The 15584-nt window shown below is 69.6% G+C and carries 14 protein-coding genes, 2 tRNA genes and 1 riboswitch; of the genes, 13 read left to right on the top strand and 3 right to left on the bottom strand.

Going from position 1 to position 15584, the window contains the following annotated elements; translation table 11 throughout:
- The first annotated feature begins 39 nt into the window (after positions 1 to 39).
- Genes AC57B8_RS23605 through AC57B8_RS23595 form a run of 3 tightly spaced genes read left to right on the top strand, consistent with a single transcriptional unit; the run spans position 40 to position 3274 of the window.
- Positions 40 to 1071 (top strand): Bug family tripartite tricarboxylate transporter substrate binding protein, encoded by a 1032-nt coding sequence (locus AC57B8_RS23605; RefSeq protein ID WP_496480918.1) that lies wholly within the window; start codon positions 40 to 42, stop codon positions 1069 to 1071.
- Complete coding sequence (locus AC57B8_RS23600; protein ID WP_496480917.1) at positions 1068 to 2294, top strand: Rieske 2Fe-2S domain-containing protein; 1227 nt, start codon at positions 1068 to 1070, stop codon at positions 2292 to 2294. Before AC57B8_RS23605 ends, AC57B8_RS23600 begins: the two co-directional genes overlap by 4 nt.
- Before the next feature lie 5 nt (positions 2295 to 2299).
- A complete protein-coding gene (locus AC57B8_RS23595) occupies positions 2300 to 3274 on the top strand; it encodes a PDR/VanB family oxidoreductase (protein ID WP_496480916.1) in 975 nt (324 codons plus the stop codon).
- Here the strand turns inward: AC57B8_RS23595 and AC57B8_RS23590 are convergent.
- Both AC57B8_RS23590 and AC57B8_RS23585 read right to left on the bottom strand, forming a co-directional pair.
- The gene (locus tag AC57B8_RS23590) at positions 3248 to 3808 is read right to left on the bottom strand and encodes an adenylate/guanylate cyclase domain-containing protein (RefSeq protein ID WP_496482238.1); all 561 of its coding nucleotides are present in this window, start codon (positions 3806 to 3808) and stop codon (positions 3248 to 3250) included. The two genes, AC57B8_RS23595 and AC57B8_RS23590, sit on opposite strands and share 27 nt — an antisense overlap.
- 1496 nt (positions 3809 to 5304) lie before the next feature.
- Entirely contained in the window at positions 5305 to 6081 is a 777-nt protein-coding gene (locus AC57B8_RS23585) for an enoyl-CoA hydratase (protein ID WP_062472475.1), read from the bottom strand.
- Between the two features lie 136 nt (positions 6082 to 6217).
- On the opposite strand from AC57B8_RS23585, the gene AC57B8_RS23580 reads away from it, so the two are divergent.
- Positions 6218 to 6673 carry a MarR family winged helix-turn-helix transcriptional regulator gene (locus AC57B8_RS23580; RefSeq protein ID WP_062472473.1) on the top strand — a complete coding sequence of 152 codons (456 nt, stop codon included), beginning with the start codon at positions 6218 to 6220 and terminating at the stop codon, positions 6671 to 6673.
- A gap of 110 nt (positions 6674 to 6783) precedes the next feature.
- A riboswitch (TPP riboswitch) is annotated at positions 6784 to 6888 on the top strand.
- 76 nt (positions 6889 to 6964) lie between these two features.
- Positions 6965 to 8305: a purine-cytosine permease family protein gene (locus tag AC57B8_RS23575; RefSeq protein ID WP_496480915.1), complete on the top strand. Its 1341-nt coding sequence runs from the start codon at positions 6965 to 6967 to the stop codon at positions 8303 to 8305.
- On the opposite strand, the gene thiD is transcribed toward AC57B8_RS23575, so the two are convergent.
- The gene (thiD, locus tag AC57B8_RS23570; RefSeq protein ID WP_159271631.1) at positions 8250 to 9098 is read right to left on the bottom strand and encodes a bifunctional hydroxymethylpyrimidine kinase/phosphomethylpyrimidine kinase; all 849 of its coding nucleotides are present in this window, start codon (positions 9096 to 9098) and stop codon (positions 8250 to 8252) included. The genes AC57B8_RS23575 and thiD overlap by 56 nt on opposite strands.
- A gap of 35 nt (positions 9099 to 9133) precedes the next feature.
- Between thiD and AC57B8_RS23565 the strand changes: the two genes are divergently transcribed.
- From AC57B8_RS23565 to AC57B8_RS23530, 8 genes are all read left to right on the top strand, one after another.
- A complete protein-coding gene (locus AC57B8_RS23565; protein ID WP_496480914.1) occupies positions 9134 to 10240 on the top strand; it encodes an FAD-dependent oxidoreductase in 1107 nt (368 codons plus the stop codon).
- Positions 10241 to 10254: 14 nt separating this feature from the next.
- Positions 10255 to 10452 (top strand): sulfur carrier protein ThiS, encoded by a 198-nt coding sequence (gene thiS / locus AC57B8_RS23560; protein WP_496482237.1) that lies wholly within the window; start codon positions 10255 to 10257, stop codon positions 10450 to 10452.
- Between the two features lie 38 nt (positions 10453 to 10490).
- Positions 10491 to 11300 carry a thiazole synthase gene (locus tag AC57B8_RS23555; protein WP_447787643.1) on the top strand — a complete coding sequence of 270 codons (810 nt, stop codon included), beginning with the start codon at positions 10491 to 10493 and terminating at the stop codon, positions 11298 to 11300.
- The gene (gene thiE, locus AC57B8_RS23550; RefSeq protein WP_496480913.1) at positions 11297 to 12256 is read left to right on the top strand and encodes a thiamine phosphate synthase; all 960 of its coding nucleotides are present in this window, start codon (positions 11297 to 11299) and stop codon (positions 12254 to 12256) included. Before AC57B8_RS23555 ends, thiE begins: the two co-directional genes overlap by 4 nt.
- Positions 12253 to 14400 (top strand): TonB-dependent siderophore receptor, encoded by a 2148-nt coding sequence (locus AC57B8_RS23545; protein WP_496480912.1) that lies wholly within the window; start codon positions 12253 to 12255, stop codon positions 14398 to 14400. The genes thiE and AC57B8_RS23545 overlap by 4 nt, the downstream gene beginning before the upstream one ends.
- A gap of 115 nt (positions 14401 to 14515) precedes the next feature.
- Positions 14516 to 14591 (top strand) — tRNA-Asn (locus tag AC57B8_RS23540).
- 189 nt (positions 14592 to 14780) lie between these two features.
- Positions 14781 to 14856, top strand: a tRNA-Asn gene (locus AC57B8_RS23535).
- Positions 14857 to 15114: 258 nt separating this feature from the next.
- Positions 15115 to 15561 carry a hypothetical protein gene (locus AC57B8_RS23530; RefSeq protein ID WP_390343608.1) on the top strand — a complete coding sequence of 149 codons (447 nt, stop codon included), beginning with the start codon at positions 15115 to 15117 and terminating at the stop codon, positions 15559 to 15561.
- Positions 15562 to 15584: the final 23 nt, after the last annotated feature.

Below are 15584 nucleotides of genomic sequence, written 5' to 3'. Positions count from 1 at the left end.
TATCGTCCAGCGCACAAGTACAACACGACTGGAGACACGATGAATCGGTTCAGACCCTCGCCGCCCGAGGCACACGCGGCGAACAAGACGTGCACCACGCGCCGCCATGCACTCGGTGTGCTCGGTGCCGGCATCGCGGCCCTCGCCGCCGGCCCCGCCTTCGCGCAGCCCGCGCCCTTTCCGAGCCGCGTGGTGCGCATCGTGCCCTTCGGCTCGCCCGGCGGGCCGATGGACGCCATCGCCCGCGTCTATGCCGAGAAGCTCAAGGCGCGCTGGAACCAGCCGGTGATCGTCGAGGCCCGTCCCGGCGCCAGCGGCACCATCGCGGCCGACGCCGTCGCCAAGGCGGCGCCCGACGGCTACACGGTGCTGCTCACGCTGCCGCTCACGCACATCAACAACGTGGTGCTGCAGCCCAAGCTGCCCTACGACCCGGTGAAAGACTTCGAGCCGCTGTCGCAGCTGGCCACGGGCGGCCCGATGCTGATCGCCCGCGCTTCGGCGCCCTTCTCCACCGTGCGCGAATTCGTGGCCTACGCCAAGGCGCATCCCGGCGTTTCGTACGGCACCTGGGGTAACGGCTCCAACGCGCACCTGTTCGGCGAACTGCTGGCGCGCCAGAACCACATCGACCTCGTGCACGTGCCCTACAAGGCCGAGGCCGCCGCGCACAACGACATGTTCGGCGAAGCGCTGGGCGTGGCCTGGGCCAACCCCGCGACCGCGCGCGGCCTCGCACAGGCCGGTCGCATCAAGGTGCTGGGCATCACGGGCCGCCAGCGCGTGCGCTCGATGCCCAACGTGCCAACCTTCACCGAACAGGGCTTCGCAGGCTTCGACCTCGACAGCTGGATCGGCGTGTATGCGCCCGCGCGCACGCCGCAGCCCGTGCTCGACGAATGGTCGCTCGCGCTGCGCGAGATCACGAAGCTGCCCGACATCCAGGAGCGGCTGGCCGGCTACGGCTTCGAGCCGCTGGGCAGCACGCCCGCCGAATTCCGTGCCGGCTACAAGGCCGACTTTCCCCGCGTGGCGGACCTGATCAAGGCCGCAGGAGTCACCCCCGAATGAGCGCCGTTGTCCCGCCCTCCGCCACGTCCGAGTGGCAACCCATCGCCTTCGACACCGGCACCGCCTACGGCCGCAAGGCGCCGAGCCACAAGCCCGAGCTGACCGAGGTCGGCGCGGGCACGCCCATGGGCGAGCTGCTGCGCCGCTACTGGCACCCCATCGGCCTGGCCGCCGACGCCACCGACACACCGCGCCAGGTGCGCGTGCTGGGCGAAGACCTCATCCTGTTCCGCGACAAGAAAGGCCGCGCGGGCCTCGTGCACTGGCGCTGCGCGCACCGCGGAGCGTCGCTCTACTACGGGCGCGTGGAAGAAGAAGGCATCCGCTGCTGCTACCACGGCTGGATGTTCGACGTGCAGGGCCACTGCGTCGACCAGCCCTGCGAACCCGATGGCGGTGCGCGCAGCCGCGGCCGCGTGCGCCAGCCCTGGTACCCGGTGCAGGAGCAGTACGGCCTGATCTGGGCCTACCTCGGCCCGGCCGAGAAGAAGCCCGTGCTGCCACGCTACGACTGTCTCGAAACCATGGACGAGGGCGAGACCCTGGAAGCCGACGGCAACAGCATCGGCGGCGGCGGGCCGCAGGTCATTCCCTGCAACTGGCTGCAGCACTACGAGAACGTGGCCGACCCCTTCCACGTGCCCGTGCTGCACGGCAGCTTCAGCGGCACGCAGTTCGTGGCGCTCATGGGTCAGATGCCCGACGTGAGCTTCGAGAGCACCGAGACCGGCGTGACGATCACCTCGATCCGTACGCTCGAAGACGGCAGCACCCTCCGCCGCGTGGCCGGCCCCGTGCTGCCGACGCTGCGCGTGGTGCCCAATCCGCGCGTGGCCGCCTACGGACGCGTCGAGTCGATCGGCTGGGTTCTGCCGATCGACGACCACAGCTTTCGCATCTACACCGTCGGCCGCGTGAAAACCCCGGGCGATCTCGCCCGCGTGCGCTCGCGCCTGAACGGCAAGCTGTGGGAGGAGCTGAGCGAGGCCGAGCACCGCGCCTTCCCCGGCGACTACGAGGCGCAGGTGAGCCAGGGCGCCATCACCGCGCATTCGGAAGAGCACCTGGCCTCGTCCGACCGCGGCATCGTGATGCTGCGCCGGCTGCTGCAACGCCAGCTCGACGCGCTGCGCGAAGGCCGCGACCCGGCCGGCGTGAGCTTCGACCCCGCGGCCCCGCCCGTGCAGTTCGAGGCCGGCAACTTCCTCATGCCCAAGGAATGAATGGCGTGTCGGGCGGCGCAGGCATCGCGGTGCGGGTGGCGCGCAAGACGGTCGAGGCTGAAGGCGTGGCCGGCTTCAGGCTGGTACCCGTCGATGGCGAGCGCTTGCCGGCCTTCACGCCGGGCGCGCACATCGACGTCTCATTGCCAAGCGGGCTGGTGCGCCAGTATTCGCTGTGCAACGCATCGGCCCCTGACGGCGAGGGGCACTACGAGATTGGCGTGCTGCGCGACGCCGCCTCGCGCGGCGGCTCGCGGGCGATGCACGACGCCGTCCATGAGGGCTCGGTGTTGCAGATCGGCCCGCCGCGCAACCTCTTCGCGCTCGACGAAAGCGCAACGCACAGCCTGCTGCTGGCCGGCGGCATCGGCGTGACGCCGCTGCTGTCGATGGCGCAGCGGCTGGCCACGCTGGGGACCGACTTCGCGCTGCACTGCTGCAGCCGCTCGGCGGCGCGCGCGCCCTACCGGCGGCGGCTCGAAGACAGCGCGTTCGCGCACAAGGTGTTCTTCCACCACGACGACGGCCCGCCCGCGCAGCACCTCGACCTCGCCACCACCCTCGGCAGTCCGGCTCCGGGCAAGCACGTCTATGTCTGCGGCCCCTCGGGCTTTCTCGAGGCCGTGCGCACGACAGCGCGCGCCCTGCACTGGGCGGACGCGCAGGTGCACTTCGAGTCGTTCTCGGGCACCGCACCGCCGGCCGATGGACAGGGCAGCTTCGAGGTCGAACTGCACCGCTCGCGCCGCGTTGTCCGCATCCCCGCGACGATGACCGTGCTGGACGCGCTCGCCGCCGAGGGCATCGAGATCCCGGTCTCGTGTGCGCAAGGCGTCTGCGGCACCTGCCTCACGCGCGTGCTCGCGGGCGAGGTCGCGCACCACGACCTCTACCTGACGCCGGCCGAGCAGGCGGCCAACGACTGCTTCCTGCCCTGCTGCTCGCGGGCCCGCTCACCGAGGCTGGTGCTCGACCTCTAGCAGCTCGTAGAGCACCATCCGCGTCTGCCGCCCGCGCAGTTCGATCTGCTCCTCGATGCGCCGCGTGGCCAGGCGCCCGCCCAGGCCTTCGAAGGTCGCCTCGGACATCAGCGTGCGCGTGCCCAGCTGCTTGTTGGTGCCCTCGATGCGGCTGGCCGCGTTGATCACGTCGCCCAGCGCCGTGTAGGACAGCCGGTCGCTCGAGCCGAGCACCCCGGCAATCACGACGCCGGTGTGCATGCCGATGCGCGTGCGAAAGGGCTGCAGGCCCTCGGCCTGCCAGCGGCGGTTGAGGTCGTTCATCTCGGCGTGCAGTTCGAGCGACGCCACGCAGGCGCGGTACTCCGCGTCGGGCAGGTCGGTGGGCGCGCCCCACAGCACCATGATGCCGTCGCCCATGAACTTGTCGATCACGCCGCCGTGGCGCGCGAACACGCGGGTGGCGAGGTTGAAGTAGTCGGTGAGCTGCCGCATCAGCACATCGGCCGGCATCGATTCCGCGATGGCCGTGAACCCTTCCACGTCGGTGAACATCGCGGTGATGCGGCGCGGCGAACCGTTGGGCTCTAGGGCATGGCCTTCGGCGATGAGCTGGCGGATCACGTCCACCGGCACGAACTTGCGAAAGGCCTGCAGGCTGCGCGCGGATTCGTCCAGCGCCTGGTTCAGGTGCTGGATCTCGAGCACGCGGCTCGACTCGCGCGGCAGGTCGTCGAGCTCGAGCCGCCCGATGCGCCGCGCCGTGCGCGAGAGGCTTTCGATGGGCGCGGTCACCAGCTTCGACAGGCGCAGCGAAATGAAGAGCGCGATCGCCAGGAACGCCAGCACCAGCAGCAGCGACCACAGCACATTGCGATGCAGCGCGCCCAGCAACGCCTCTTCGGGCTCCCAGCTGACCAGATGCCAGTCGGTGGCCGGAATGCGCGAGGTCTGCACCTGGTAGTGGGTGCCCTCGTGCACGAGCGCAAAGGCCATGTCCTCGGTCCAGCCGCGGCTGCCGTTGGCCAGCATGTGGGTGTGCAGCGCACCGAGCACGCCCTCGTCCGGGTCTTCGAGCACGCGCACGGAATGCGGGTGGTCGCTGCGCGCGATCACGTGATGGTCGGCGCTCAACAGCGCGCTGTGGCCGTGGCCCGTGCCACCGAACAGGCGCACGAGGTTGGAGAGATGCCCCAGCGACACGCTGGCGACCGCCACGATCGTCTGCGTGACGCCCTCCTCGTCCTGCCGCCGGCTCGGCCGCGCGTGGCTCACGCCGAGCTCCTTCATCGAGGGCAGCACGAAGGGCGCGGTCCACACGGCGCGCTGCGCCTTCTCGGCCTGCGTGAACCAGTCCTGGTGCACCGGGTCGTCTTCGCTGCGGAAGGCCTCGATGCGCGTGGTCTCGTAGCGCCGCCGCGGGTCTTCGTCGTCGTCGCTGTCGGGCGGCGACTTGTACTCCCAGGTCTCGGTGGTGAAGTCTTTCTCGCGCAGCACCTGCCGCACCACCGACACGGGGTGGCGCATGGCCATCAAGAAATGGCCGTCGTCGCTGCCCACGCCGATGCTGTCGATTTCGGGTGTCTGTTCCAGCGCGGCCCAGAGCAGCTCGGCGGTCTGCTCGCCGTCGTGCCCCGCCGGATGCAGGTCGGGCGTGTGGGCGATGGCGCGCACCAGGCCCTCGGTCTTGGCCAGGAAGGCGAGGATGTTGTCTTCAACCCGGTCATGGTTGACCTTGTGCGCCGACTCGCCCACTTTCGACACCAGCTTCTCCGCGCCCCAGTAGCCGAAGGCCACCAGCAGCAGCGACTGCAGCAGCGCGACCGCACAGATGATGGTGCCGACGTCGACCCGGAAGCGCCGCAGCCGCGCGTGGGGTGCGGGCGATGAGGCCGGTGGTTCCGGGTGCTTGCGGTCGTCTGTCATGTGCGGGGAGCCTCCAGGGCATTCGAAGGCGCCCTCGTGGCGGAGATTCTCACCCGGGCCGGGGGCCCGCGGACCGGCGCATCACGGGTCGGCCGACATCTGGACGACGACCGACCCGCTTGCCGCTACGCCGCAGTCTTTGAGAAGTCAGGGGCCCGCTTCTCGGCGAACGCCGTGAAGGCTTCGCGCGCTTCGGGACTCTGGAGGCGCTCCACGAACTGCGCGCCTTCGAGGTCCATCTGGGCTGCAACGGCCGCGCCCTGCTTCATCAGGCCCTTCGTCAGCTTCAACGAGCCCGCGGCACGGCTGGCGAGCAGCTCGGCAACCTTCTGCGCCTCGCCGTGCAGGTCCGACACAGGAACGACCCGGTTCGCGATGCCCCAGGCCAAGGCCTGCGCAGCGGACACCGGCAGGCCCAGCGCAAACATCTCGTAGGCACGAACGTGGCCGATGCGGGCAGGTAGCAGCAGGCTCGACGCCGCTTCGGGAACCAGCGCCAGGTTGACGAACGGCGTGGACAGCAGCGCATCCTCAGCCAGCACGACGAAGTCGCAGTGCAACAGCAAGGTGGTCCCCACGCCGACTGCGCGTCCGTTGACCGCCGCAATCACCGGTCGCGTCGAACTCGCCAACGCACGCAGGAAGCGGGCGACATGGCGCTCTTCGTTGCCGGCCTTCCCGGCAGCCACGGCAGCAAATTCGCCCAGGTCGTTGCCCGAGGTGAACATGCCACCTTCGCCTCGCATCACGATGGCCCGGACGGACGGGTCGCTCTCGGCGCCTGCGATGGCATCGGCCAGACGGCCATACATCGCATTGGTCAGTGCGTTCATCTTCTCCGGCCTGGCCAGCGTGAGGGTCAGGACACCCTGGGTGGATTCGACGGTCACGTATTCGGTCATAGGTTCTCCTGGTTGCCCTCTCGCACCGTGCGAGAGGGATGGCATTTAATTCGCACGCGAAGTATATGCTTCGCGTACGAAATAAATACGGATAAGATGTAACCTGCCGCGCCTTCGCCCAGGCCACAGGAATCCGATGAAAGCTCAAAAAAAATACAGGCTGGTGTTTCTTCTGAACGTCGCCCAGCGGGCGGTGCAGCGCTGGAAAGAAACCCGCGGCGACGCCCTGCCCGCGCTGTCGGCAGCCCAGGCCGGCACGATGTTTTTCCTGTCGACCAACGATGGCGCCCTGACGGGAGAAGTCGCGCAGGCACTGAACATCGGCGCACCGGCCATGTCCGGCCTTGCCGCCCGGCTCGAAAAAGCCGGCTACCTGACCCGCGCGCAAGACCCGAACGACGGACGCGCATTCCGCCTGTACCAGACCGAGGAAGGACGGCTTGCGGGACAGCGTGCAAAGGCCGGGCTCGGCGCGTTGAACGCACGGCTGACCCAGGGTTTCAGCGACGAAGAGATGGCAATCGTCGGCCGGTGGCTCGAATCGGTGGTCGAGAATTTTTCCGCCGAGGGCGCGGGAAAGCACGAGGAATAGGCCCTCGGCCCCGGCACGCCATCGGTGCGGCGGGTGCAAGGCCCGCTGTGGCCGGATTCTTCCGTGCGCAGGAACTTTTCGGTGCGTCTGCGACACACGCGCCTAAAATGACATTTCGCTAGGGGTGCTGCGCCGGTTTCGACCGGTGTGGCTGAGAAAGTCCCTTTGAACCTGACTGAGGTAATCCTCGCGCAGGGAAGCTGGTCCGGTGGCCTGTCGCGTTGTCTCGCGTGACGGCCACGCCACTGGAGCCTCGCCCACCTGCCAAACCTTTTGCACTGGAGCAAACGGATGGCACACAACGACAACGACAGTTCCGCTTCGCCCGGCAACGAAGCGCTCACGCCCCTGCCCGCCTCCCGGCGCGTCTTCGGCTGGCACGACCACGCCTCGCTGTGGTTCAGCCTCGGCGTCGGGCTGCTGGTGATGCAGATCGGCGCCTACCTGGTGCCGGCCGTGGGCACACGCGACGCGGCGCTGGCCATCGTGCTCGGCTCGCTGCTCGGCGCCGGGCTGTTGGCCTGGACCGCGCGGCTGGGCTGCGAAACCGGGCTGGCCAGCGCCGGCCTGATGCACGCCACCTACGGCAGCGCCTTCGCGCGGCTGCCGGTGCTGCTCAACATCGTGCAGCTGGTGGGCTGGACCACCTTCGAACTCGTGATCATGCGCGAGGGCACGCAGGCCATCGGGCAGCAGGCCTTCGGCGCCGCGCTGGGCACAACCTGGGGCGGCGTGCTGACCACGCTGCTGTGGGGCGCGGTGCTGCTGGCGCTGCTGGCCGGCTCGATGGTGAAGCTGGTGCGCCGCTTCGTGAGCCGCTTCGGCCTACCGCTGGTGGTGCTGTCGCTGCTGTGGCTCAGCTGGCAGTTCGCGACGCGGCTGCACGCCAAGGGCCTGGACGCCTTCTGGGCCCGGCCGGGCAACGGCAGCATGGGCATGTTCAGCGCGCTCGACCTGGTGATCGCGATGCCGGTGTCGTGGCTGCCGCTGGTGGCCGACTACGCGCGCCACGGCAAGCGCAGTGCCGCCGGTGGTTTGGGCAGCGCGTTCAGCGGCACCTGGATCGGCTACGCGCTCGCCAACATCTGGTGCTACGCACTGGGCGTGATGGTGGTGAGCGTGGCCGAGCCGGGCACCAGCCTCGTCACGGCGCTGCTGCTGGCGCAGGGCGGCCTGGTGGCGCTGGGCCTGATCCTCATCGACGAACTCGACAACGCCTATGGCGACGTGTACTCGGGCTCGGTGTCCACGCACAGCCTGCTGCCGCGCTGGAGCGTGAAGCGCTGGGGCCTGCTGCTGGCGGTGCTGTGCATCGGCCTGGCGCTGGTGCTGCCGATGCACACGCTCGAACCCTTCCTGCTGCTGCTGAGTTCGGTGTTCGTTCCGCTGTACGGCGTGATCCTCGGGCGGCTGGGCAGCGGAAGCGCCGTGTCGGCAAGCGGCACGCGCACCATCGACTGGGGCGCGGCGCTGATCTGGCTCGCGGGCATCGCGGCCTACCACGCGCTGGCCAAATGGGCGCCGCAGTTCGGATCGGCGCTGCCGACGCTGGCGGCGACCTTCGTGCTGGCCTGGCTCAGCCGGCCGACAGCGGCAAGCGGTGGGTCGGCACTGGCGCAAAGCCGTGGTTGAGCGGACCGTGGCCCGCGCCGACCAGCACATCCGCACCGGCGCTCATCGCGCCGAGGATGTACGCGCGTGCGCGCTCGACCGCCTCGGGCAGCGCCAGGCCCAATGCCAGGTGCGCGGCGATGGCCGACGAGAGCGTGCAGCCGGTGCCGTGCAGGTTGCGGCTGGCGATGCGTTGCGACGCGAGCCGCTTGCGCGCGCCGCTGCGCTCCAGCAGCACGTCGACCACCTCGTCGCCCGGCAGGTGGCCGCCCTTGAGCAGCACGGCCTTGGCACCGAGCGCGAGCAGTTCGTCGGCCGCGCCGTCGAGCGCGTCGATGCCGCCGATGGCATGGCCGACCAGCAAGGCAGCTTCGTCGAGGTTGGGCGTGACCACCACGGCGCGCGGGAACAGCTCGCGCACCAGCACCTGCACGGTTTCGGCTGCGATCAGGCGGTCGCCACTGGTGGCGATCATCACGGGGTCGAGCACCACGTTCTTCAGCTGGTAGCGGTCGATGGCCCAGGCCACCACCTCGACCACCTCGGGCGCGTGCAGCATGCCGAGCTTGACGGCATCGACGCCGATGTCTTCCACCACCGCCTGGATCTGCGCCTTCAGGAAGTCGGGCGGCACGCCGTGGATGCCCGAGACGCCCACCGTGTTCTGCGCGGTGAGCGCGGTGATGGCCGTCATGCCGTAGCAGCCGAGGGCCGCGAAGGTCTTGAGGTCGGCCTGGATGCCGGCGCCGCCGCCGCTGTCCGAGCCGGCGATGGAGAGCACGCGTGCGTAGCGCTGGGTGGGTGCTTGGGTCATGTCGAAAATTATCGGCGAGCCGACGGAGGCGCCGCATGAGCGCAGTGCATCCCCTGCCTTTCGGCTCGGCGGCGATCCTCGGCGCGGGCCTGATGGGCCGCCTGCTCGCGGTCGAGCTGGCGCGCGCCGGCTGCCGCGTCGACCTGTACGAAGCCGGCAGCCCCGAAGCCGAAGGCGCAGCCGCGCGCGTGGCCGCGGCCATGCTCGCGCCGCTGGCCGAATCGGCCGTGGCGCCGGTGTCGGTCGTGCGTATGGGCCAGCACGCGCTGTCGCGCTGGCCCGCGCTGCTGGCGCCGCTGGCGCAGCCCGTGTTCTTCCAGCGCGAAGGCACGTTGGTGCTGTGGCACCGGCAGGACGCCGCCGAGGCCACGCGGCTCGCGGGCGTGCTGGCGCGCACCGGCGCGCAGGTGCCCGAGCTGGCGCCGATGCAAGCGCTCGACACGCCCGCCGCCATCGCCGCGCTGGAGCCCTCGCTGGGCACGCGCTTCGCGCGCGGCCTGTACCTGCCGGGCGAAGGCCAGCTCGACAACCGCGCGCTGCTGGCGTCGCTGCGCGCCACGCTCGAAGCCGATGCGCATGTGACGCTGCACTGGCAGTCGCCGCGTGCGCCTTCCGACTTTTCGCCCGGCACGGCGGGCCAGCCCGACTGGGTGATCGACTGCCGCGGCCTCGGCGCCAAGCCGCAATGGAACGCGCTGCGCGGCGTGCGCGGCGAGGTGATCCGGGTGCATGCGCCCGAGGTCACGCTGCAGCGCCCCACGCGCCTCGTGCATCCGCGCTACCCGCTGTACATCGCGCCCAAGCCCGACCACCTGTTCGTGATCGGCGCGACCGAGATCGAGTCGGACGACCTGTCGCCCGCCAGCGTGCGCTCCACGCTCGAACTGCTGAGCGCGGCCTACGCGGTGCACAGCGGTTTTGCCGAAGCGCGCATCGTCGAGATCGCGACGCAATGCCGGCCCACGCTGCCCGACAACCTTCCCGCCATTCGCCAGCCGCAGCCGCGCGTGCTGCAGATCAACGGCCTGTACCGCCACGGTTTCATGATCGCGCCTGCCCTGCTCGACGCGGCAATGGAACTGCTGACGCACGGCCGCTCCACGCTCGCACGCGGCTTCGGCATGGACGTGCCCGACGCATGACAACAACATCGATGATGAACATCCTGATCAACGACAAGCCCTGCACGCTGCCCGAGGGCGCGCTGCTCGCCGACGCGCTGGCCGTGCTGCAGGCCGTGCCGCCTTTCGCGGTGGCGGTGAACCGCGAGTTCGTGCCGCGCTCGGCCTATACCACGCACCCGCTGCACGCCGACGACCGCGTCGAGGTGATCCGCCCGGTGACCGGCGGCTGAACGAACGCACCAGAGACAAGACGATGGAGACAAAGACCATGACCAATCCCGACCCGCTGGTCCTCTACGGCCAGACCTTCCACAGCCGCCTGCTGCTGGGCACCGCGCGCTACCCGTCGCCCGACGTGCTCGAAGCGGCTGTGCAGCGCGCGAAGCCCGCGATGCTGACCGCCTCGCTGCGCCGCCAGACCGCCAGCCAGGGCTCCGGCAACAGCGACCTCGGCAACGGCTTCTGGGAGCTGCTTCGCAAGCTGGCCGTGCCGGTGCTGCCCAACACCGCCGGCTGCCACAGCGTGCAGGAAGTGATCGCCACCGCGCAGATGGCGCGCGAGCTGTTCGACACGCCGTGGATCAAGCTCGAGCTCATCGGCGACGACTACACGTTGCAGCCCGACACGCTGAACCTCGTCGACGCGGCGTCGCAGCTGATCCGCGACGGCTTCCACGTGCTGCCGTACTGCACCGAAGACCTGGTGCTGTGCCAGCGCCTCGTCGATGTCGGCTGCCAGGCCGTGATGCCCTGGGCCGCGCCCATCGGCACCGGACGCGGGCCGGTCAATCCGTATGCGCTGCGCCTGCTGCGCGAGCGGCTGCAGGTGCCGATGCTGGTCGACGCGGGCCTCGGCCTGCCCTCGCATGCGTGCCAGGTGATGGAGTGGGGCTACGACGGCGTGCTGCTCAACACCGCCGTCGCGCTCGCACAGGAGCCGGTCGCCATGGCCGGCGCGTTCGCCGATGCGGTGCAGGCCGGCCGCGCCGCCTACCGCGCCGGTGCGATGGCCGCGCAGGACGCCGCGCAGCCCAGCACGCCCGTGCTCGGCACACCCTTCTGGCACCACGCACCATGAACGCCATCGACACATCCAACGCCCGCGCCGTGGCACAAGCCATCGTCGCGGCCCACGGCCTGCGCTTCGGCGCCGCCACGTCCACGGCCGTGAGCGGCGCGCCGCGCTTTACGTCTGACGACGCCATCTACCGCGGCGCCAAGCAGGCCTGCACCGCGCTCGGCTTCATCGAGATCGACGCCGAATGCCTCGCCCATGCGTGGCGCGCGCAGACCGAACGGCTCGGCCGGTTCGACGCGTCGGCATGGCCCGATGCGCCGGTCGATTTCGGCATGGGCCCGTTTCCGCCGACCGCGCGCGCCGACGCCTTTCCGCCCTGCCCCGAACGGCTCGGCCTCTACGCCGTGCTGCCCGACGCAGCGTGGGTCGGCCGCATGGCGCGCGCCGGCGTGCCGACGGTGCAGCTGCGCTTCAAGTCCGACGACGCCGAGGCCGTCGCGCGCGAAGTGCAGGCCGCCGTCGAGGCCGTGCGCGGCACCAATGCGCTGCTGTTCATCAACGACCACTGGCAGGTCGCCATCGCGGCGGGCGCCTATGGCATCCACCTCGGACAGGAAGACCTCGACGCGCTGTCGCCCGATGAACTGCAGCAGCTGCGCGCCTCGGGCCTGCGGCTCGGCGTGAGCACCCATGGCTATGCCGAGATGGTGCGCGCCGACGCGGTGAGCCCGAGCTACATCGCGATGGGCGCCATCTACCCGACCACGCTCAAGAAGATGGCGACCGCGCCGCAGGGCGTGGCACGGCTCGCGGCTTACGCGCGCCTGCTGCGCGGCTACCCGCAAGTGGGCATCGGCGGCGTCGATGCCGTGCGGCTGCCCGAAGTGCTCGCCACCGGCGTCGGCTCGGTCGCCGTGGTGCGCGCGCTGGTCGCCGCCGACGACCCCGAGGCCACGGCCGCGCAATGGATGACGGCGATGCACGCCGCCCCCGGTTCCCCTGAACGCACAGAATGAACGCTCGACTTTTCTCGCACTCCCCGCTTTCGCGCGCGCTTGCCGCCGCCCTCCTCGCTTTCGGTGCTTGTGGCGCGCATGCGCAATCGCAATCGCAATCGCAGGCCTTGCCCGAAGTCACCGTGAACGACGGCGCCGCCGCGCCGCAGGCCGAAATCAGCGGCTTCGGCGACGTGCCGCTGCGCGAGCTGCCGCTGTCGGCCACCGTGATCGACAGCCAGCAGTTGCGCAGCAGCGGCGCACGCCGCCTCGCCGACCTGACGCAGTTCGACGCCTCGGTCACCGACGCCTACAACTCGGCCGGCTACTGGGACTACCTCACGGTGCGCGGCTTCGTGCTCGACAACCGCTTCAACTACCGTCGCGAAGGCCTGCCGATCAGCGCCGAGACGGCGATCCCTCTGGACAACAAGGAGCGCATCGAGATCCTGCGTGGCACCAGCGGCATCCAGGCCGGCACCAGCGCGCCGGGCGGGCTCGTCAACTACGTGGTCAAGCGCCCGACCGAGCAGGAGCTGCGCACCATCCGCCTCGAAACCACGAGCCGCGGCAGCGTGCTCAGCGCGCTCGACCTCGGCGGGCGCTTCGGCGAGAACCGCCAGTTCGGCTACCGGCTCAACGTGGCCGGCGAAAAACTCAAACCGCTCACGCACAACCTCGACGGCAACCGCAACCTGTTCTCGCTCGCGGCCGACTGGCGCATCACGCGCGACTCGGTGCTCGAATTCGAGATCGAGCAAAGCCGCAAGACACAGCCGAGCCAGAACGGCTACAGCCTGCTGGGCAGCGTGCTGCCCGCGCCGGTCGATCCGCGCATCAACCTCAACAACCAGCCGTGGTCGCAGCCCTCGGTGTTCAAGGCGTTGACCGGCACGGTGCGCTTCAGCCAGGCACTGAATGCCGACTGGCGCTGGAGCGCGCAGATCGGCCAGCAGCGCCTGAAGACCGACGACCGGCTGGCCTACGCCTTCGGTTGCGGTGCCGAAGGCAACTACGACCGCTACTGCTCCGATGGCACCTTCGACGTGTACGACTTCCGCAGCGAGAACGAGCGCCGCACGCAGACCGCGGGCAGCCTCAACCTCAAGGGCAACGTGATGACGGGCAGCGTGCGCCACGAGCTGGGCTTCGGCCTGCTGCAAAGCCGCGTGCGCAACCGCTTCCAGGACCAGGCCTACAACTACGTCGGCACCGGCAACATCTGGGCCACCGCGATGACGCCGGCCGACCCGCGCCTGACCGACGCCAACACCAACCGCAACGAGCGCTCGACCGAGCTGTCGGTGCAGGACGCGATCCGCTGGAACGACCGCTTCACGACCTGGATCGGCGCGCGGCACACGCGGCTGTCGCGCGACAGCATCCGCACCGACGGCTCGCGCCCCACCGGCTACAGCGACAGCATCACCACACCGTGGATCGCGGCCAGCTACACGATCCAGCCCGGGCTGCTCGCTTATGCGAGCTGGGGCAAGGGCGTCGAATCGCAGGTCGTGCCCAACAAGAGCTCGCAGTACGCGAACGCAGGCGAGGCGCTGCCCGCGCTGCAGTCGCGCCAGTGGGAACTGGGCCTGAAGGGCGGCGACGCGGCGTTCAACTGGCAGCTCGCGTGGTTCGACATCTCGCGCCCGATGACCAACCTCGACCTGTGCGGCGAGTCCTGCACGGTGCGCAACGACGGCCGCGCGGTGCATCGCGGCCTCGAGGCCGGCGCGCAATGGACCGGCGGCCCGTGGCGCCTGGGCGGCAGCCTGGCGCTCATCGACGCCAAGCGGCGCGGCAGCACGACCGCGCCCGAGCTCAACGGACAGGCGCCCACCAACGTGCCCAAGCAGGTGCTGCGCGCACAGGCCGGCTACCGCTTCGCGTCGGTGCCGGGCCTCGAACTCGCGGGACAGCTGTCGTACGAAGGCCGCCGCAACGTGCTGCCCGACGGCTCGATCCGGCTGCCGTTGTGGACGCGCCTGGATGCAGTGCTGCGCTACGACACCAAGCTGGCCGGCATGGCCACGAGCTGGACGCTGGCCGTCGACAACCTGTTCGATCGCCGCTACTGGAAGGAATCGCCCTACCAGTTCAGCCACGTCTACCTGTTCCCGGGCGCGCCGCGCACGCTGCGCCTGGGCGTGAGCATCGCGATGTGACGACATGAGCGGGGCGCTCCGTCTTCGTCTTCGCGGTGTCGTTGCCACGAATTCGTTGCGCGGGCGCCGCGTTGTTTTGGAAGCCCCAAAAATCACGCTATAATCTAAGGCTTGTTCCTCGATAGCTCAGTTGGTAGAGCGCCGGACTGTTAATCCGTAGGTCCCTGGTTCGAGCCCAGGTCGAGGAGCCATCACAAAGCCGCAAGGCCTCTGGAAGGCCCGCTACTCACAAGGTAGCGGGCCTTTTCATTTGTGAGACGACCTTCGAACGAAGACGTGTGCCAAGCGATGGAAAGAAATCGCCCCACGCACTTCGATTGGCAAAAATTGAGGGTCGCCGTTCAGAACGGCGATTCCATTGAATATAATTGAAGGCTTGTTCCTCGATAGCTCAGTTGGTAGAGCGCCGGACTGTTAATCCGTAGGTCCCTGGTTCGAGCCCAGGTCGAGGAGCCACCATTTGCTGAAGGCCCGTTACCCACAAGGTAACGGGCCTTTTCGCTTTGCGGCCCTTTTGCTTTGGCGCCACACATCGGCCGCCGCCTGCCCGCTCGCGGGCCTGTCCGACACGCGGGCCCCGCCCTGCGTGCAAAACTCCCTCTTTGTTAACGGCTTGTGCTGCCCTGCTCCGGGCAAACCCGTGCACGCGACGCGCCGCTCAGGCGTTGTTTGAGCTTCAGTCATTCACAAATAACAACCATCAAGGGCATCACGATGAAACTCACAAGAATTCTTCTGGCCGCCGCCGTGGCCGCCGCCACCTTGCCCGCCGTGGCGCAGGTGTCCGTCAACATCAACGTGCCCGGCCTGATCCAGGTCGCGCCGCCTGCACCACGCTATGAACCCGCGCCACGGCCGCGCAGCGGCCAGGTCTGGGTGCCCGGCCATTGGCAGTGGAACGACCGCGCCTACGCATGGCGCCCCGGCTACTACGTGGCGGCCCGCCCCGACTACGCCTACGCCCCGGGCGGCTGGGTGCGCGCCGACGGCGGCTGGCGCTGGCGCGAAGGCGACTGGCGCCGCGCCGAGCGCCGTGAGGAACGCCGCGAAGACCGCCATCACCGCCGTCATGACCGCGACCACGACCGCTACGACCATGACGACGACCACCGCGGCGGCGGCCACTGCCCGCCCGGCCAGGCGAAGAAGGGACGCTGCTGATAGCAGCAGCAGCTTGCGCGCCT

The organism is Variovorax sp. BGA-UO-ETr-C22 (genome assembly GCF_059567965.1).
The sequence above is the reverse complement of the archived record's forward strand: the minus strand, read 5'-3'. Positions and strand labels throughout refer to the sequence as shown.